General features: G+C 62.8%; 16 protein-coding genes, 2 tRNA genes and 1 other RNA gene. 13 read left to right on the forward strand and 6 right to left on the reverse strand.

All coding sequences use genetic code 11. From position 1 onward, the window contains the following. The first annotated feature begins 2 nt into the window (after positions 1-2). The 3 genes from OO015_RS01430 to OO015_RS01440 are packed head-to-tail and all read left to right on the forward strand — an operon-like array spanning position 3 to position 2,783. Positions 3-842: a TatD family hydrolase gene (locus tag OO015_RS01430; RefSeq protein ID WP_265939081.1), complete on the forward strand. Its 840-nt coding sequence runs from the start codon at positions 3-5 to the stop codon at positions 840-842. Next, positions 839-1,501 (forward strand): RdgB/HAM1 family non-canonical purine NTP pyrophosphatase, encoded by a 663-nt coding sequence (rdgB, locus tag OO015_RS01435; RefSeq protein WP_265939084.1) that lies wholly within the window; start codon positions 839-841, stop codon positions 1,499-1,501. The genes OO015_RS01430 and rdgB overlap by 4 nt, the downstream gene beginning before the upstream one ends. Next, on the forward strand, positions 1,467-2,783 hold the full coding sequence (locus OO015_RS01440; protein WP_265939085.1) for a Mur ligase family protein: 1,317 nt from the start codon (positions 1,467-1,469) through the stop codon (positions 2,781-2,783). The genes rdgB and OO015_RS01440 overlap by 35 nt, the downstream gene beginning before the upstream one ends. Before the next feature lie 8 nt (positions 2,784-2,791). On the opposite strand, the gene OO015_RS01445 is transcribed toward OO015_RS01440, so the two are convergent. Both OO015_RS01445 and OO015_RS01450 read right to left on the reverse strand, forming a co-directional pair. After that, a complete protein-coding gene (locus OO015_RS01445; RefSeq protein ID WP_265939086.1) occupies positions 2,792-6,295 on the reverse strand; it encodes a DNA polymerase III subunit alpha in 3,504 nt (1,167 codons plus the stop codon). An 86-nt stretch (positions 6,296-6,381) separates the two neighbouring features. After that, positions 6,382-6,852 (reverse strand): helix-turn-helix domain-containing protein, encoded by a 471-nt coding sequence (locus tag OO015_RS01450; protein WP_265939088.1) that lies wholly within the window; start codon positions 6,850-6,852, stop codon positions 6,382-6,384. A 267-nt stretch (positions 6,853-7,119) separates the two neighbouring features. Between OO015_RS01450 and OO015_RS01455 the strand changes: the two genes are divergently transcribed. From OO015_RS01455 to OO015_RS01465, 3 genes are all read left to right on the forward strand, one after another. Continuing rightward, complete coding sequence (locus OO015_RS01455; RefSeq protein ID WP_265939090.1) at positions 7,120-7,689, forward strand: cyclodeaminase/cyclohydrolase family protein; 570 nt, start codon at positions 7,120-7,122, stop codon at positions 7,687-7,689. A gap of 78 nt (positions 7,690-7,767) precedes the next feature. Further along, positions 7,768-8,622: a bifunctional 5,10-methylenetetrahydrofolate dehydrogenase/5,10-methenyltetrahydrofolate cyclohydrolase gene (locus tag OO015_RS01460; protein WP_265939091.1), complete on the forward strand. Its 855-nt coding sequence runs from the start codon at positions 7,768-7,770 to the stop codon at positions 8,620-8,622. Between the two features lie 143 nt (positions 8,623-8,765). Continuing rightward, the gene (locus tag OO015_RS01465; protein WP_265939093.1) at positions 8,766-9,104 is read left to right on the forward strand and encodes a hypothetical protein; all 339 of its coding nucleotides are present in this window, start codon (positions 8,766-8,768) and stop codon (positions 9,102-9,104) included. A 10-nt stretch (positions 9,105-9,114) separates the two neighbouring features. Here the strand turns inward: OO015_RS01465 and OO015_RS01470 are convergent, their stop codons facing one another. The 4 genes from OO015_RS01470 to alaS form a co-directional block, all read right to left on the reverse strand. After that, the gene (locus tag OO015_RS01470) at positions 9,115-9,402 is read right to left on the reverse strand and encodes a cyclic-di-AMP receptor (protein ID WP_265941003.1); all 288 of its coding nucleotides are present in this window, start codon (positions 9,400-9,402) and stop codon (positions 9,115-9,117) included. A gap of 192 nt (positions 9,403-9,594) precedes the next feature. Next, positions 9,595-10,050: a Holliday junction resolvase RuvX gene (gene ruvX, locus OO015_RS01475; RefSeq protein ID WP_265939095.1), complete on the reverse strand. Its 456-nt coding sequence runs from the start codon at positions 10,048-10,050 to the stop codon at positions 9,595-9,597. Next, the gene (locus OO015_RS01480) at positions 10,034-11,587 is read right to left on the reverse strand and encodes a hypothetical protein (protein WP_265941031.1); all 1,554 of its coding nucleotides are present in this window, start codon (positions 11,585-11,587) and stop codon (positions 10,034-10,036) included. Before OO015_RS01480 ends, ruvX begins: the two co-directional genes overlap by 17 nt. Beyond that, complete coding sequence (gene alaS / locus OO015_RS01485; protein ID WP_265939097.1) at positions 11,496-14,135, reverse strand: alanine--tRNA ligase; 2,640 nt, start codon at positions 14,133-14,135, stop codon at positions 11,496-11,498. Before alaS ends, OO015_RS01480 begins: the two co-directional genes overlap by 92 nt. Before the next feature lie 399 nt (positions 14,136-14,534). Between alaS and OO015_RS01490 the strand changes: the two genes are divergently transcribed. The 7 genes from OO015_RS01490 (at position 14,535) to ruvB (ending at position 18,889) form a co-directional block, all read left to right on the forward strand. Further along, positions 14,535-16,256, forward strand: a complete 1,722-nt coding sequence (locus tag OO015_RS01490) for a cation:proton antiporter (protein ID WP_265939099.1) — start codon at positions 14,535-14,537, stop codon at positions 16,254-16,256. Positions 16,257-16,356: 100 nt separating this feature from the next. Further along, positions 16,357-16,440, forward strand: a tRNA-Leu gene (locus OO015_RS01495). A 35-nt stretch (positions 16,441-16,475) separates the two neighbouring features. After that, positions 16,476-16,834: RNase P RNA component class A (gene rnpB, locus OO015_RS01500), an RNA gene on the forward strand. A 21-nt stretch (positions 16,835-16,855) separates the two neighbouring features. Further along, positions 16,856-16,928, forward strand: a tRNA-His gene (locus tag OO015_RS01505). A 58-nt stretch (positions 16,929-16,986) separates the two neighbouring features. Continuing rightward, positions 16,987-17,535 (forward strand): tetratricopeptide repeat protein, encoded by a 549-nt coding sequence (locus OO015_RS01510; RefSeq protein ID WP_265939101.1) that lies wholly within the window; start codon positions 16,987-16,989, stop codon positions 17,533-17,535. 39 nt (positions 17,536-17,574) lie between these two features. Beyond that, the gene (locus OO015_RS01515; protein ID WP_265939103.1) at positions 17,575-17,766 is read left to right on the forward strand and encodes a Trm112 family protein; all 192 of its coding nucleotides are present in this window, start codon (positions 17,575-17,577) and stop codon (positions 17,764-17,766) included. Between the two features lie 64 nt (positions 17,767-17,830). After that, complete coding sequence (gene ruvB / locus OO015_RS01520) at positions 17,831-18,889, forward strand: Holliday junction branch migration DNA helicase RuvB (protein ID WP_265939105.1); 1,059 nt, start codon at positions 17,831-17,833, stop codon at positions 18,887-18,889. Position 18,890: the final 1 nt, after the last annotated feature.

An 18,890-nucleotide genomic window follows, 5' to 3' on the forward strand; every position in this document is an offset into this window, starting at 1 on the left:
CCGTGTCCGTCACGCTCGTCGATACGCACTGCCATCTGGATCTGCCGGCGTTCGACGCCGACCGTGAGGCGGTACTGGAACGGGCGCGCCAGGCTGGTGTGGTCGCCTTCGTCCTGATCGGCTACTCGCCGGCCAGCTGGGATCGTGCACTGGCTCTCGCCGAACGAACACCCGGCTTGGTCGTCGCGCTCGGGGTTCACCCGAACGAAGCCGATGCGTTCGACTCAGCTGTCGAACACCGCCTGCGACAGCTTCTCCGTCATCCGTTGGTTCGAGCCGTCGGGGAGATCGGACTGGATTATCACTGGAAGACCGTCGATCCAGCGATTCAGCAGCGTGTCTTCCGTCGGCAACTGGAACTGGCGCAGGAATACGACCTGCCAATCGTACTCCATCAGCGTGAGGCACATGATGACCTGCTTACGATCCTGAACGCGTACCAGCGCTCGTTCCGTGGCGTGATGCACTGCTTCACCGGGGACCGCGAGCTGGCGTGCCGGTTCCTCGAGCTGGGTCTCCATCTCGGTATCGGAGGCGTGGTGACCTACCGCAACGCCGAACCGCTCCGTCACGCTGTGCAGGATATGCCGCTCGAGCTGATGCTCCTGGAGACCGATGCACCCTATCTCGCCCCCTCCCCACACCGTGGCAAGCGGAACGAGCCAGCTTTCCTTCCGTTCGTGCTCGCGACGATCGCCCATTTGCGGTCGGTCTCCGAAGCGGAGATCGCCGTTCAGACGACTCGAAACGCGCTGCAGCTCTTTCGACTGAGCGCTATCGGTGCTGGTGGTTCAATCGGATCAGGGAGCATCGAGACCTCTGTCGGAGAGCCGGACGAGTGACGAAGCCCAGAATCGTGCTCGCTACCGCGAATCCCGGGAAATTGCGCGAATTCCGATCGCTGCTTCCTTCGTGCATCGATGTCGTGTCGGCGGCCGAGTTAGGCATCGACTTGCCACCGGAGACCGGTCACACCTTCGCCGAGAACGCCTTGCTGAAGGCAAGAGCGGTCGCCCGCGCCAGTGGGCTCATCGCGATCGCGGATGACTCCGGCCTGGAGGTCGATGCACTCGGCGGTCGTCCAGGCGTACACTCCGCACGGTTCGCCGGGGAAGGTGCGACCGACGCCCAGAATGTCGCTTTCCTCCTCGAACAGTTGCGCGGTCTCCCACCCACGCGGCGGACGGCACGCTTCCGGGCGGTGATCGCTCTCGTCGCTCCGGACGGCCACGAAGCGCTTGCCGAAGGGACGGTCGAAGGTACCATCGTCGAAGCTCCACGGGGACAACGCGGGTTCGGGTACGACCCGATCTTCCGTCCACTCTCGGAAGAGCACACGTTCGCCGAAATGACATTGGAGGAGAAAAACCGGATCAGTCATCGCGCCCGCGCTCTGGAGCGCGCCACCGCTATCCTTCGCGAATGGCTCGGGTGTGTCGATGTGCAAGAACCACGGATCGGAGACGATGACCGCCGATCGAAACGACCTGACCACGGTTGAACGGACGTTCGCCCTGGACGTGACGCGTGCTGTCGACCCGTTGCCGCTCGTCGCTGTCACCGGTACGCGCGGGAAGTCGACCACCGCGTGGCTGCTCTACCGGATGCTCCGCGCCCGCTCGCTGGCGAGCGCCCTCTGGAGCAGCAGCGGCGTATACGTGAACGACCAGCGCTTACCAGGAGAACTCCAGCCATGGAGCATCGTCGTTCGCGCGCTTGCCGCAGGAGAACTCGATCTCGCCGTGCAGGAGTTGGAGGCCCCCGTCGTCGCATCTGTCGGGCTCCCTGAAGGCCGTTATGCCCTGGGGGCGATTACCACTCTCTGTGGCAACGACGAAGCCTGCCTTCTCACCCCCGAGAGCCGGCATGCCAGACGAGCTCATGAGATCGTCGCGCGGGCCGTTCACCGCGACGGCGTCCTCGTTCTCAACGCTGACGATCCGGCTGTCCTCGGTCTGGCCGACCGCTCCCGGAGCCACGTCGTCTTCGTCGCACTGCATCCAGACAACCCCGCCTTGCGGCGCTTCCGAGATCGAGGCCTCCCGGCACTCTGGTGTCAGGACGGACTCATCATCGCCAATCAAGCACTAGTTCGACTCGCCACAAGCATGCGTAGGCTTACCGTCGCGCTGCGAACACCCAACGAGCCGTCTCTGGGACTGGACGAAGCCGCTCGACGGCCAGCGGAATCGGAGGACGTCGTCATCACCGACGTCCGTGATGCTCCCTGTACGCTCGGTGGAGCACTGACGTTTCAAATCCAAAACATCATGTGTGCCAGCGCCCTGGCTTTGGCGCTGGGATTACCGATCACCACCATCGACGCAGTCGCGCGTACCTTCCTTCCGGATGCGCAGACGCTACCCGGTTCCTGCAATATCCTCTCGGTGCGGGGCCACGACGTGCTCATCGATGGAGCTCGTTACCCGTGGGCACTCCGCTCGCTTATCCGGGGGATCCGCCACCGTAGTCCGCGCCGTACGCTCGTGCTGACCCATGCTTTTCCGTGGCTACAGGATGGCGAAGTCCAGGAAGTCGGCCGACTGCTTGGTCGTCTCAATGGGTTGATCGTCCTCACCGAGCCGATCGACGACGAGCGCTATCGTCTCTTCCAGGACGGTGTCGTCCACAACCCTTACCCACCGATCCTCGTCACGCAACCCGACTTCGAACAGGCTCTTCACTACGTCTTCTCGCTCGCCCAAGCAGGTGATCTGTGCCTCGTTCTGACTGCCGAGCCGTTACGCACGATCGCGCTCCTGGAACGCCTCGCCTCGGACTGACCGTGTCTTCAGGCGGCATCGAGAAATGCCTCCGGCCCGTGCACCTCGACCCACACAGCCCCTCTGCCCCCGAGGAGGGAATTCACCACCCGTTCGAAGTCCTCGCACCAATCGACGTGCAGTCGGGCACGCAACGTGACCTCGCGGTCGCCGATCGGGAGGTGCAGGTAGAGTTCGTCGTCACCCGGGAACTGTGCGAACAGCTCACGCAAAGCATGCATCTGCTCGATATCGTCATCGACACTTTGCGAAACCGGCAAACGCACATGAACGATCCGGGACGACCGAGTCAACTCACTGAGCAACGCACGCGGATCCCAGATCGCTTGCGCGACCAGCTGAAGTTCCTCGTTCCGTTCTTCGACGCGCGCCTGGACAACCAACGTTGCCTCGTCGGCGATGAGTTCCCGCACGCTCTCGTACAGGTCCGGGAAAACCACGATCTCGCTGCTTCCCGAACGATCCTCGACTTGGAGGACAGCCATCACGCGTCCTGTCCGCGTGGTGAGTTTCCGGAAGCTGCTCACCAACACGAGCAGCTCCACTGTTTGGCCAAACGACTCCTCGTCGAGCTCCGCGATTTGGACGAAGCCGCGGCGCCGAACGAGCGGCATGTATTCGTCCAGCGGGTGAGCGCTCACGTACACACCGAGAAGCTCTCGCTCCCATGCCAAGAGCGTCCGCTGCGGGATATCTGGCGGCTCGATATCCGGTCGGGCGAACTGCAAGGGAGCCACTGGCTCCGAACCGACGCTCGAGAAGAGGTCCATCTGTCCACGCCTCAGCGCCTTCTGGCGCGCCTGCGCAGCTTGTATCGCGTAGTCGAGCTGAGCGAGCAAAATCTTCCGATCCCCGAGGCAATCCAACGCGCCGCACTTGATCAAGCTCTCGACTGCACGCCGATTCACCAGGCTCCAGTCGACTGCCTCGCAGAAGTGCTCGAAACTCTGGAATCGGCCGTCCGGCTGCTGCGCACGCGCGACGAGAATCGCCTCGATCGCCGCCTCACCGACATGCTTGACCATCGCCAGACCGAACCGGATCGCCCGACTGCCGTCCTCGAGCGTCTCGACCGTGAACGTCGCTTCGCTCCGATTGATATCGGGAGGGAGAACCACGATACCCAGTTTCTGACATTCAGCCAGCGCCGCAGCGATCCGCTTGACCGTTCCCGATGGATGACTGGGTGCATTGCGCAAAATAGCGGTCATGTACTCGACCGGATAGTTCGCTTTCAAATACGCGGTCTGGTACGAAATGACCGCATAACAGGTCGCGTGGGCTTTGTTGAAGGCATACCCGGCGAAGGGCTCGATCAAATTGAAAATACGTTCGGCATCGTCTTCGCTGTACCCTTTCGCCTTCGCGCCGGCGATGAACCGTTCACGCTCGGCCCGCATTTTCTCCGGAATCTTCTTCCCCATCGCTTTGCGCATGATATCCGCTTCACCGAGCGTGTACCCGGCAAACTTCCGAGCGATCAACAACACCTGGTCTTGATAGACGATGACCCCATAGGTTTCGTCGAGGATTTCCGCCAAGTCCGGATGCGGGTACCGGATCGGTTCGAGTCCATGCTTGGCCCGACAGTACGTTGGGATATGTTGCATCGGGCCGGGCCGATACAGCGCGATCATCGCCGCGAGCTCGGCGACCGATGCTGGACGCAACTCCCGAATGTACCGGCGCATGCCAGCACTCTCGAGCTGGAAGACGCCGAACGTCTGCCCTTCGCTTAGCAATGCGAACGTCTTCGGATCGTCCATCGGAATCTGCTTGAGGTCGAGTTCGATGCCGCGTGTCTCGCGGATCAGCTCGACAGCATTCGCCAAAATCGTCAAATTGGCCAACCCGAGGAAGTCCATCTTGAGGAGACCGATCTCCGCGACGGTCTCCATCGGGAACTGCGTCGTCGGCAACGCCCCTTCTTCCGCTCGCGCTGGCCGCTGCAGTGGCACATGCTCGACCAGGGGCGAGGCCGAAATGACCACCCCCGCCGCGTGCGTGCCCGCGTGGCGCGCGATGCCCTCGAGCTTGCGCGCGTTGTCGATCAGTTCGCGCGAACGCGGATCGTTTTCGTACAGCTGACGCAACTCCGGGCTCTCCTCGAGCGCCCGATCGAGCGTCATATTGACGCCGCTCGGGATCAGGCGAGCGATCCGGTCGACCTCGGCATGCGGCCACCCCATGGCTCGACCGACATCGCGAATCGCCGCCTTCGCTCCCATCGTCCCAAAAGTGATGATCTGCGCGACGTGTTCGGCACCGTACTTGCGCGCAACGTATTCGATAACCTCGTGACGCCGGTCGTCCGCGAAGTCCATGTCGATGTCCGGCATCTCTCGACGTTCGGGGTTCAGGAAACGCTCGAAGACCAGCCGGTTGGCCAGTGGATCGACATCCGTGATACCGAGCGCGTACAGGACGATGCTCGCCGCAGCGCTGCCCCGCACGCCGTACAGAATCCCACGCTGCTTCGCGAACTCGGCGAAGTCGCGGACGATCAGCATGTAACTCGAAAAGCCGGTTTCCCGTATGACCTCGAGCTCGTATTCGAGCCGTCGGCGAATTTCCTCTGTGATCACCGGATAGCGTCGCTGGATACCCTCCCAGCACAACTCCGCGAGATAGGCATCGGCCGTCATTCCCGGCGGAATGCCCGGGTCAGGTAAGTGCAACCGACCGAACTCGAGCTCCACGTGGCACCGCTCAGCGATGCGAACTGTGTTCAGGAGTGCCTCGGGCACCTCATCGCCGAACAGTTGCCACATCTCCTCCGCGCTCTTGAAGTAGAGCTGATCCGATTGGACACGCATCCGCTTCGGATCGTTCAGCGTCGAGTTCGTCTGAATACAGATCAACAAGTCCTGGATGCCGGCATCCTCCCGATCGAGGTAATGGACATCGTTCGTGACGACGAGGGGTAGATCGAGTTCACGCGCAAGACGCACGAGTTCTGCATTGACGCGCCGCTGCTCGGGCAACCCGTGATCCTGCAACTCGACGTAGAAACGCTCGGGACCGAAGATCTCACGCAGCCGTATTGCCCACCCCCGCGCGGTCTCCCGATCCCCTTCGAGCAGCGGCTGCGCGAGCGGACCTCCCAAGCACGCCGACGTCGCGATCAAACCCTCGGCATGCTCCGCCAGCATCGCCAGATCGATACGGGGCTTGTAGTAAAAGCCTTCGAGGCTCGCACGCGTCGCCAGCTTCAGGAGGTTCTTGTAGCCACGCTCGTTTTCCGCCAGGAGAAGGAGGTGGAAGATCGTCTTGTCCCGGTCTTGAACCGTGCGGGGAGCGAGATACGCTTCCATGCCGAGGATCGGATGCAGGCCCTCGGCCTTGGCCGCCTTGTACCAGTCGATGATGCCGTAGAGTACCCCGTGGTCAGAAATCCCGACATGCTCCATTCCCAGGGCACGGGCGCGTTCCATGTACGCAGGGATTCGCCCCAAACCATCGAGAAGCGAGAACTCCGTATGGAGGTGCAGATGCACGAATGGCCGACTCATGCTTCCCCCGGACACGCGCGCCAGGCTTTCGGCTCGTTCTCTCCCGTGAAGCCTACGCGACGCCACACCACTTGCCTAGAGCATCCCTACCAGGCACCCTGTGACGCCGGACGCCCAGGCCAGTTCGGGTCCCACCCAGACAGCTGATCGCTCTCCTCCAGATCGACGCCGACTCCGACCAACGCGCGCTTCACCTGCCGCACGACGAGTGCGAGCAGTTGGCGCAGGTCATCGCGGATCGCCTCCGGAACGTCGCGCCGCTGGAGGAGCTCGACGACCTCACTCAGGACGGGCTCATGGCCAAAGAGGTGTTCTGCTTGCTCAGGCAGGAACCCCGCGGCAGCGAGCAGACTGTCCCGGTCGGCCGGCCCCAGTTCGAGCGCCTCGGCTAATCGCAGGATCGCCTCCCGAGTCGGAGCACGGCGCCCGCTTTCCAGGCGCGACACGTAGCTATGGTCGAAACCAGCCCGCTGAGCCAAGCGGCTCTGCGAGAGTCGGGCAGCCTCGCGGTACCGCTTTAACAGTTGGCCGAAGAACGTCACCGGTTCGGTCACCATCGTACCCCTTCCCTTCCGCTCGCAGCGAATTCGCCTGCAGCGAATGCCCTCCTGACACACCCAGCATACCCCTTTAGTGCCAGCCCGTCAAGCCCTTTCCACCTTGTCCACACTGCGGTGCCTGGCTGACACAGCAGAGACCGGGAAGAGCCAGCTCGTCCCAATTCCGACACCGAAGCGACAGCAAGATGACAGGAGCGAGGTCGCTATACTGGCAGCGGAAAAGCGAGAAACTGTCAGGCTGCATGGCTGAAGGGAGGTGACTCAGTGACGTCGACTAGTGAGACGATCGCAGAGTGGCCTGTGCGCGAACTCGTCGATCGCATGCGCCGGCCGCGGTACCGGTGTGGCGGCGGGGTGGCTGCCTGCATCGCGCTTGCGCAAGCAGCTGCGCTGGCGGACCTCGTCCGCCGTGCCTCCCAGCGCGTGATGGATCGCGCGCTCTCCGAGCAACTCGCGGCCGCCTTCGCGGAAACGCTCCAGCAGGCACTCGCCCAGGCGGACCGAGATCGCCTGGCGCTTCACCAGCTTCTCGAGGCACTTCGCCACGACTCGGTTACCGAACAGCTGGCTTTCGTGGAACGCGCGACGACCGTTCCGCTCGCAACCGCGGACCTCGGGATCGAATTGCTCGGTCGGCTTGCCCACCTCGAACCGCACGTACCAGCGTTCGCAGCCTCCGACCTGGAGGCGGCGAAAGCCCTCGCACGCGCTGCCATTCAGGCAGCACTCGCAATGGCCCGCGCAAATATCCCGCTGCTTCCGGCCGAGCGAGCTGGCCAGCTGGCGGATGAGATCACCGCACGCCTCTCGAAGCTCAACACCGCGCTTCCGTAATCTTTATAGGTCGAGTACGAGTCGTCGCACCAGCGGTCTCGCCGGGGACTTGACTTTAGAACGAAAGGAGCCAACTCGATGCCAGCACGCCTTCTGACCGGCGCCCCAGTCGTGGAAGACCTCCATCGCGAGATCGAAACGCGACTGGCTACGCTCTCACCAGACGCTCCACGCCCGACTCTCGCACTCCTCGTTCCCGAGGATCCCTCAGCACGTGCCTACGCCAAGGCCATACGCAAGCAATTCACCAAGTTAAACTTGAATATTCGTGCTATATGGCTGGAAGAAACCGCGAGCGAGGCAGAATTCGTCCGCCTCGTCAAGCAACTCGGCGACGACGCATCGATCACCGGCATCCTCGCGCTCCAGCCACTGCCACGTAGCATTCCCCGGCTGCTCCTCGCGAACCTCATCCCCCCAGAAAAGGATGTCGATGGTGTGTCGTTCGCTCAGCAAGGACGGCTCGCGCTCGGTCAGCCCGACATAGCCCCCAGTACTCCGCTCGGCGGTCTCCTCCTGCTTCGTCATTACGGAATCGAAATCGCGGGCCACCATGCCGTCGTGATCGGCCGCAGCCCCGTTGTCGGCCGTCCCCTTGCTCTCTTGCTCCTCGCCGCTGATGCCACGGTAACCATCTGTCATAGTCGCACACCGAACCTCGCCGAGATGACGCGCCAGGCCGATATCCTCCTCACTGCGGCTGGGCATCCCCGACTCGTGACAGCGGACATGGTCAAGCCCGGTGCGGTGGTCGTGGACTTCGGCGTCTCGGTGATCGACGGACAACTGGTCGGTGATGTCGACCCCGCAGTCCGCGAGCGGGCCAGCGCCTTGACCCCAGTCCCCGGCGGCACCGGTCCGGTCACCACAGCAGTATTAGCGTGTAATTTGCTTCACTTGGCGGGACTCTGGCCCGACTGGCCTCCGCGCTGAAGACAGCCCGGACCCCCAGCGAGGCTCGAGGGAGTGTCTCCGCGGCTCCTCGAGCCTCGTTGCCTCCTCCGGGAGGCAAGCAGCCACGGTCGCGGCGAGGCAGAATTGCTCCTCGAGGACAACCCGGTCACGGGGATCGGCGCATGGAATGGACGCACAGCGAAGTGATTCGAGCGTTTCTCCTTTGGTTACCCGGCGGGACAGTTCTCCCGTTTGTCGTCAGTCGCTTGACCGGCGCGGATACCCGCCTGGCGATGATCGAGGCTGCGATCTTCGCCCTCGGTAGCCTGTTGGTCTATCCGACGCTCCTGGGGTTATTGTCCGCGCGATTCGTCCAGTGGCAAGCCGCGGGTGCGTGGGTGGAAACGCTGTTCCTCGGTGGGTTCGCTCTGGCGGCATTGACGATCGTCGTGATGCGCCGTGCCACGCGTCGATTGCAACGCGGCGCCAGCACGCGTCGGAGGGCCAATTTTCGCCCGTAGACGGGATAGATCAGAGACGCTGGCAGTCCTCGAGGGGGATGACGAAGATTGTCGCTGCAGCGCCCTGGACAGTCCCTTGCGGTGATTCTTGCCGAACCCGCGTCTTGGCACGTTCGCGGACGATTCCCAGTACGGTCTCGACCTCATCGTCCTCGACGCCGATGAGGAGCGTCGTGTTACCTCTCCGGAGAAATCCACCGGTACTCGCGAGGCGCGTCGCGCGGAACTGGCGCTCGAGCAGTGCCTCGACGATCGCATCGGCATCTTCGTTTTGGACGACAGCGATTACGAGCTTCATCGTCCCCACCGGCTTCCTCGCGCACCCGGCACAGCCGACCGCAGTATAACGAGGTTTCTCCTCTCCTGCAACGAAGGTCCCGCAAATCCGAGAACCCGCATCGGGAACCAGTCTTCGCTCCCGCTCGTTTGGCTCCCCTCACCCGACGCGGCACGCTGACCACGAGGAGATCGATACCGACTCGATCGATCGCTACTTCTGCTCACCTCGCCCCTGCCGCGAGCGCTGCGCATCGAGATAGCTCTGCAACAGGAGTGCTGCTGCCACCGCGTCGACCGTCTGGCGGCGACGGTTCCGTCGCATCCCGCTTTCCGTGAGCAACCGCTCAGCCGCTGTACTGGTCAGCCGCTCGTCCCAGAACACGATCGGACATCGGACATGCGGTCGCAGGAGTTCGACGAACCGTCGCGTCTCCGCTGCTTGTGCGCCCTCACGCCCACGCATCGTCACCGGAAGTCCGACGACGATGACAGATGGGGCATATCGTTCGATCAGTGACAACAACGCGTTCAGTCCCTCACGCTCGAGGTCGATCGTCGCGGCCGGACTCGCAATCAAGCCGAGCTCGTCACTCACCGCTACCCCGATCCGTCGTTCACCGACATCCAAACCGAGCGCTCGTCCGGGACGCTCACTCGCCTCGCTCACGCACCACCACCTCGATACGCGACACCCGGTCAGGCAGCCGATCCGGCCACCAGTGTGGCTGGATGTCGATCACGACACCGGCAACCCCGGCGACCTTCCGCGCCTCCGTGACCGCTCTCGCGACGCTTTCACCTGCTATCTTCTCGCGCAGCTCTTGCAGCTCTCTCTCAATAGGGACGACGCGCACCTGCGCGGAAACATCGACACGCCACCGGTATGGGGCCACCTGCTGTGGCTCTCCAAACGTCAACGTGTTACCGAGAATCACGACATCCATCTCCGTCGATTGAGCGAGGCGTCGCGCTGCTTCCTCCTGCGCCTGCCGGTGCATCGCTGCCGCATCGTACGCCACTGCCTCGACGACCATCCTGCCGTGTGCGGTGATACGATCCGTCTCCGTATTGATCTCGTGCGAAAAGTCCACGACTGGCGTGCTCGTGCGCACTGTTCCTTCGACGATCGTCTCGCTCTCAGCGAGGGTATCGGTGAGCACCGACGCGACACGCTCCTGGAGCGCGTGCTCGACCTCAGCTCGCAAGCGAGCGAGATCGTCACTCGTGACGAAGTGCACTGGCCGTGTCGTGCCACCACTGATCGGCTCGATGTTGCGGAAGAGTACGCCATCCGCAAGTTGCCCAGAGACGACTCCAGGTTCTGCGTTCCCTTCTGGTCCAACCATCGTCGCTTCGACTGGTGCATCGGCGACTCCGAACGACTGACTCCCGAAAGGATCGGCCGCTGGAACATAGACCGTCTCGGTAACCCGATAGACGATACCGTTATTGGCCCTGATCTCCCTTCCAGCGACGATCGAGAACGGGTCGAGCGTCGCATTGACGATGCGTATCCGTCCACGAGCGACACCGTCAGGCACTTGCTTCGTGCCAGTAGCCACACCCTCGACCGTTGCCTCGACGACTGCCCGCACCGTCCGCGTCGGCGCCACCCAGTCCACACCCTCGGTCGACAGTGGACTGTAGACCAGCGACAGCCGGCGCTCCTCGATCGCCGGCGTGATCGTCACGGTCGCTCGCGGTATCGCCAGGGCAGCACCGATCGCTCCCAGCATGATCGCGAGAAGAATCCCGATGCCGAAGGCAGACCAGCGCACAGCGTTCCAGCGCTGCCGGCTCACCGACGGTTTCGTTCGCGGAAGGAGTCCCTGCCGATCCCCACGCTCGCCTCGCGCCCGCACCCGGTACTCGGGTCTCCCAATCGGGGCAACGATGCGCCGAAGCAACCGACGCTGATCCGGCAGCGCCTGATTGCGAGGGAGGTAGGTAGCCAGATCAGCTGTTTCTTCAGCGAGTCGCCCCGCTGAGGATCGTCGAAATGCCACGGTCGGCTGATCTTGCTTCGCCTCTCCAGTCGGCCACCACACTGCAAGACCTCCCGTCTTCATCGCTGGATCGAGGCGCAGCGCGTGGCCGACTGGGGAACCCCGGTCAGCCCGCCGCTTCACCTCGGAGCTGCCGCTCAGCTTCGACGCGTGCTGCAGCCAGCGCTTCGTCCAGACGTCTCGGATCCGAGCCTCCACCCTGGGCGACCTCTGGTCGTCCTCCCCCCCGTCCACCGAGTACGGGAGCAGCCACCTGGACGATGCGGCCAGCATGAACACCGCGTTCAACCGCATCGCGCGTCGCCATGACCAGAATGGTCGGGCGACCTTCGATCGCCGTTCCCAGAATCACGACTCCAGATCCGATCCGATCGCGCAAGCGGTCACCGAGGCGCCGCAAGATATCGAGCGTGGGAACGTCGACTCGAGCACTCAGGATCCGGAAACCATCGACGCTTCCTGCTGACTGGACCAATGGTAGGACACGCTCGGCAGCCAGTTCCGTTGCGAGTCGCTCGATTTCCTTCGCCTGGTCCCGAACTGCTTCCTGTAATCGCTCGACCTGCTCCGGCAACTGCTCGAGCGACACGCGCAGTTGCCGCGCGACCCCACTCGCGACATCGATCGTCTTTCGGGCAGCGCGAACCGCTGCTAATCCGGTAACCGCCTCGATCCGCCGCACACCACTCGCGATGCTACTCTCGTCCGTGATCAGGAAATAGCCGATTTCTCCAGTATGAGCGACGTGCGTTCCACCACACAGCTCTTTGCTGAACGCGTCGATGGTGACGACTCGCACCGTTTGGCCGTATTTTTCGCCGAAAAGTGCGATCGCTCCCTCGGCGAGCGCGTCGCGATACGGGAGATACCGTACCTCGACCGGCCAGTCCTGAACAATCTGTTCGTTGACGAGTTCCTCGATCGCACGGAGCTGATCCTCGCTCAGCGCATCCGGGTGAGCAAAATCGAAGCGCAGGCGGTCCGGAGCTACCAGCGAGCCGGCCTGGAGAGCATGCTCACCGAGCACACGCCGCAGTGCAGCATGCAGGAGATGCGTCGCCGTGTGATTGCGCCGGATCGCTGCCCGCCGTTCGGCATCGACGATGGCGACCACCGTCTGCCCCACCTGCACGTACCCCTCGCGCACCCGGCCTCGATGCACGATCAGCTCCGGAGTCGGTCGCTGCGTATCTTCAACGACGACGATGCCGGTATCGGCACGAATTTCACCGGTATCGCCGACCTGTCCTCCTGCCTCACCGTAGAACGGTGTGCGATCGAGGATGATCTCGACCTCGTCCCCCGCCTCCGCCACCGTCCGAAGCTCGTTCACATCGAGGATCCCAACGATCGCCGCCTCGGCCTGGGTGGTCTCATAACCGAGGAACTCCGTCGGGCGCTCCGAGAAACGTGCGTACAGCTCCGCTCGCTGCCGCTGTGTATCGGCGAAGCGTCCGACACTCGCGCGACTGAGTTGCCGCTGCCGTTCGAGCGCCCGCTCGAAACCCGCCCGATCGACCGTCAGGCCGGCCTCACGCGCCAGTTCTTCCGTCAGCTCGTAGGGGAAACCGTACGTGTCGTACAGACGGAACGCTTCGTCGCCCGGAATGACCGTCTCCCCCGAACGCTGGAGTTGCTCGACCAATGCTTCGAAGCGGGCCAGTCCGGTCGCGAGCGTCCGCTGGAAATGCTCCTCCTCGTGCCGAATGACGCGATGGATCCGATCACGTTGTTCAGCGAGGTTCGGGTAGTAGTGCGCGAACATTTCGATGACAACGTCGGCGAGCCGTTCCAAGAATGGACGCTCGATGCCGAGCAGCCGGCCGTGCCGCACAGCTCGACGCAGCACACGCCGGAGCACATAGCCCCGCCCCTCGTTGCTGGGGAAGACCCCATCGCTGACGAGAAAGGTGACACCGCGAGCATGATCGGCGATGACGCGGAGCGAGCGGTCGATACGCCGATCGTCCTTGTAGCGCACGCCTGCGATCGTCGCCGCTTCACTCAGGATCGGGAAGAAGAGGTCGGTCTCGAAGACCGATCCCGCACCCTGCATGATGAGCGAAATCCGCTCCAGTCCCATGCCGGTATCGATGTTCTTGCGCGGCAGTGGACGCTGCGTCCCATCCGGTTCCTTGTAGAACTCCATGAAGACGAGGTTCCAGGTCTCGAGAAACCGCCCACAATCGCATCCCGGACCGCAGGTCGGCCGTCCACAACCGAATTCCGGCCCTCGGTCGTAGTGAATTTCGGAGTCCGGACCGTTCGGGCCAGTTTCCCCGACCGGGCCCCACCAGTTGTCCTCCAGCTTGAAGATCCGCTCGGGTGGTACGCCGATCACATCACGCCAATAGCGATAGGAAAAGTCGTCATCGGGATGCACTGTTGGGTACCACTTGTCTGCGGGCACCCCGAGCCATTCGGTGAGGAACTCCCAGGCCCAACTGATCGCTTCTGCTTTGAAATAGTCGCCGATCGAAAAGTTGCCCAACATCTCGAAGAAGGTGAGATGGCTCTCGTCACCAACCTCATCGATATCGACTGTTCGGAAACATTTCTGGATCGAGGTCAACCGTGTGTGCGGCGGACGTTCGAGCCCCAGGAAATATGGCACCATCTGCTGCATTCCCGCTGTCGTGAGGAGCACGGTCGGGTCGGACGGAATCAGCGACGAACTCGGTACCTGCACGTGCCCACGTTCCGCGAAGAACTCGATGAACGCACGGCGGATTTCGCTGCTCTTCATCGCCATCGATCTCCCTGCCCTGCAGCCGGTGACTGCCGTTCGCTTCGTTCTCGTGCGCGCACTCGCATCAACAACCCGATTCTACCGGAGAGCAGCGACCGCCTCCATGCAGCCGGTGTACGTACGCAGTATGGTACGTACACCGGTCAGCGTCAAGCTGCTCGCGCATCGAACCGTCCACTCGAGGGAAGCCTCACCTCAGGTGCTTCTCGCGGACGCTCGCGCAAAAGAGGTTCCAGCGTTCCCCCTGACTCGAGTTCACGACTGCGGGTGCCGCAGCGCCGAAACAGCAGCACGGCTCGTTGTCGCTCCCGCTCACCCACTCAGGTCTTCGTACGCAGGGGTACGGCTGCTATGCTGCAACCGGTCGGTGCGGTGCTGCGCAGATACGGAGGTTCGGTGGAACGCGAGGTCATTTTCCTTCTCTTCATCATCGTCGTCGGCACAGCCATCGTTTTCGGGCTGGTAGCAGCCCGACTGCGCCAGCCTGTCATCATGGGATACCTCTTGGCTGGACTGGTGATCAGTCGCGTTCTCGAGCGATTCGGCACGGTCGAACCAGAAGTCGTGCAAGCCTTCGCTGATTTCGGTGTCACTTTCCTGATGTTCTCTCTGGGTGTTCACTTCTCGTTTCGAGAACTTGCCGAACTCCGCAAGATGGTCGTTCGTGGTGGACTGCTCCAGATCGGCCTAACCCTCACTGTCGCTTGGGTGATCTACCGAACACTTGGCTTGACCACGACACAAGCGTTCCTCTTAGCGGAGCTGTCCGCGATCTCGAGCTCGGTCATCGGTTTTACCCTGATGGAACTCCGGGGCACATTGTCCCAGCCAGCAGCCCGACCGACGGCAGCCATCCTGCTCGCACAAGACATTGCAGTCATACCATTGGTAGCGATCATTCCGGCTCTTGCTGGTTCCAATCCGAACGAAGTCCTTTTCTCACTCGGACAATCGCTCGTGATCGCGGTGACTGCGTTGGTCGTCATCACCGTACTGGGTATTCGCGTCGTTCCGACGCTTCTCTTCCATATCGCCCGCATCGGCTCGCGTGAGCTGTTCTTGCTCAGCGTCGTGTTCTTCGCTATCGGTACAGCGATCGGCAGCGAATGGGCTGGCCTCTCCTTCGCGCTCGGTGCGTTCCTAGCTGGCATCGTTGTCTCGGAATCGGAGTTCTCCTACCAAGTTCTCGGCGGTGTCCTGCCGCTGCGCGATGTATTCGGCGTCATGTTTTTCGCAGGCTTAGGACTCCTGGCCGATCCTACCGGTCTCCTCGAGGCCTGGCCATTGGCATTGGCGATTCTGGTCACAGTCACGCTGGTCAAGGGCTTCCTAGCTGCACTCGTCGTGACACTGCTCGGCTATCCACCGGCCATCGCTTTGCGTTCGGGAGCGTTTCTCGCGCAGATCGGTGAGTTCTCCTTCGTTCTTGGACTCCTGGGACTACAAGCGGGTATCATCGATCGTTCGACCTACAATGCGATGCTCGGTGCCGCGATCAGCTCGCTGCTCCTCAACACCTTGCTCCTGGCAATCGTCGACCGAGCACGGTGGATCCTGGAGCTGCCGCTGCGTCTCGTGGCGCGCCCGCCTGCGTTGCACGAGAGCGAGCGTCCGCCCACCGCGACCTTACGCGGACACGTCGTCGTCGCTGGTTACGGACGGGCAGGGCGCGAGGTGGGTCGTGTGCTCCAGCGCCGCGGCTTTCGTTTCGTCGTCATCGACCGAGATCCGGTCCTGGTGCGAGAACTCCGCCGTACCGGCATCGAGGCGATTTATGGCGATGTCGCCAACGAGCAGGTGCTGCTCGCAGCGGGTATCCCGACGGCCCGCGTCTTCGTCGTTGCGATTCCCGATGCCTTCGCAGCCGAAACAGCCGTTCGCCTTGCACGCGCCATGAATCCCACGCTGGACATCATCGCGCGGGCCGATCGCCGTGCCGCCGTCGCCCGCTTGGTCGAAGCTGGCGCGACCGAGGTCGTTCATCCCAGCTTCGAGGCCGGATTGGAAATGATCCGGCATACGCTGCACCGCTTCGGCATGAGCATGCAAGAGGTCCAGGCCATCGTTGCAGCTCGACGCGTCGACTACTACGAGGAGGAGGCCACGATCAGGGAATGAGCGTCGTGTGCTCGAGACGGACGAGTGGCCGAGGGTCTCTTGCTCGCGTCTCGGCAGGCATGCTATACTATGCGCTGCGAGCGGCAGACTCGCTCGACGTGCCGAAGTGGCGGAACTGGCAGACGCGCTACGTTCAGGGCGTAGTGGGGGTAACCCCGTGGGAGTTCAAATCTCCCCTTCGGCACCGCCGGTCCGGTGGCCAGTGGGCCACCGTGAGCGATGTCGGGCAGGGCGGTCGCTGGCACCGCTGCGGTGCCAGAGGAAAGTCCGAGCTGCGCAGAGCAGGGTGCCTGGGGTGAACCCAGGGCAGCGGGGACCGGCGCCGCTGACAGTCCAGACGGGCACGTCGGGGATGGCCCGGCGTGAGAGCAACAGAGACAATAACCGGGCATTGCCCGGGGTGAAAAGGGCAATCCTCCCCGCAGCAATCTCCGATCGGGCCGCTATCAGGTTGCTCGCCGAGGCCCGAGGTTGAGAGCAGTCGCGGAGGTGACGAAGCGACCGTACGTGGTGCGGAAACCACGTGCGAGAGAGATGACCGCCACGAACAGAACTCGGCTTACTCGCTCGACATCGCTCGTTTCTTTTGTTGGAACGTGGTGCCTCTAGCTCAATTGGCAGAGCGCTGGACTGTGGATCCAGTGGTTACGGGTTCGAGCCCCGTGAGGCACCCCCGCCGCCCCGGCCGAGCCGGGGCTTTTCGTTCCTGCCGTGCACGATGGACTGACCGATGCTGCACCGTCGCTGGATCGCCCTTCTCGCTCTCCTGGCGAGTCTTGCTCTCCTCGCTATCATCACTCCACTCACAACCTGCCAGCAACATCCATCTGCGACCGACGATCGTGCGGTATCGATAACCGCCGTACCAGGCCAACTCGAAGCTGAGCTTCGGGCGAGGCTGACTGCGGAGCCCGAGGATGTGGTGACCCTCCTCACGTTAGCTGCACTGTATGCCCATACCGGTCGCCTGCGAGAAGCGATTCCGCTTTTCGAACGAGTGACCGCGCTCCGCCCTGACGATCTCGTAGTTCGCCTCAGCTACGCGCAAGCACTCCTCGCCAACGGCTACCTCGCCGACGCGGAAGCGCAACTACGCCTCGCGTTGCAGCTGGCCCCGGGAAACACGCAAGTCTTCTATCTCCTGGGCCAGCTCGCCGAACGACGTACCCCGCCAGACGTGGCAGCAGCTCGACACTGGTACGAGCAAGCGGCACGCGCGGGCAACGATCCCTACGCACGATCGGCTAGGCAACGCCTGCAAGATCTCGGGCAACCGTAGACTGGTATCATCGCTGACGAGACGAACGGAGGAAACCACATGAAGCACCAGGATGTAGCCCTCGATCCCGAGTTGCTCGAGATTCTCGCCTGTCCGGCTTGCCACGGTCGACTCGAACTCCAACAGCAGCGCCTCGTTTGTCTGACCTGTCGACGCCGGTATCCGATTGAGGACGGCATCCCGATTCTGCTCGTCGAGGAAGCAGAACTCCCGGACGAAGACACTCCTTGACCAGAACATCTGTTCGCCGTATGCTTTCGGAGAGTGACACGCCGAATGAATCGGGGAAAGTTGGATGACCGAGCCGCGTATCGTCGCAGCACAACCGGACGCCAGTGAGCGACATCTGGAAGAATCGCTCCGGCCACGTCGGCTCGCCGAGTACATCGGTCAGGATCGCGTCAAGGAGAGTCTCGCTATCGCGATTCGAGCAGCCCAGGATCGGGGTGAACCGCTCGATCACCTCTTGTTCTACGGTCCGCCCGGCCTCGGGAAAACGACGCTCGCCGGCATCATCGCTGCCGAAATGGGCGTCAATCTCCGGATCACCAGCGGCCCAGCGATCGAACGTCCAGGCGATCTCGTCTCGATCCTCACGAACTTGCGTCCCGGTGACGTGCTCTTCATCGACGAGATCCACCGGCTCAATCGTCTGGTCGAAGAGGTGCTCTATCCCGCTATGGAAGATTTCGCCGTCGACCTGGTCATCGGCAAGGGGCCGACTGCACGGAGCGTCCGCCTCTCGCTACCGCGTTTCACGCTCGTGGGTGCGACGACGCGACTCGCGTTACTCACCTCGCCGCTCCGCGACCGATTCGGTGCAACGTTCCGGCTCGATTTCTACGATCTCCCGGCCCTGCAAGCGATCGTCATCCGGGCGGCGCGTATCCTCCAGGTTCCGATCACACCGGAGGGAGCCGAAGAGATCGCCCGCCGCGGACGAGGAACGCCCCGAATCGCGATCCGACTCCTGAAGCGTGTCCGGGATTACGCCCAGGTACTCGCTGACGGAACGATCACGGCCGCCCTCGCTCGCGAGGCACTGGACCGTCTCGCCGTCGACGAGCTCGGACTCGACGATATCGATCGATTGATCCTGCGCACGATCGTCGAGAAATTCGACGGTGGTCCGGTCGGCATCCAAACGATCGCCGCAGCGACGAGCGAGGAAGCGGATACGATCGAAACGGTCTACGAACCCTATCTCATCCAGCTCGGTTTTCTCCAGCGGACACCGCGCGGCCGCGTCGCCACGCGCCGGGCTTACGAGCATCTCGGCCTTCGCTACCCTGAAGACCGCCTCGCCGTCCGGCAAATGACACTGGAACGGCTGATCGAACCGGATGCGACGTGAC

Source organism: Thermomicrobium sp. 4228-Ro, assembly GCF_026241205.1.
Taxonomy (GTDB): domain Bacteria; phylum Chloroflexota; class Chloroflexia; order Thermomicrobiales; family Thermomicrobiaceae; genus Thermomicrobium.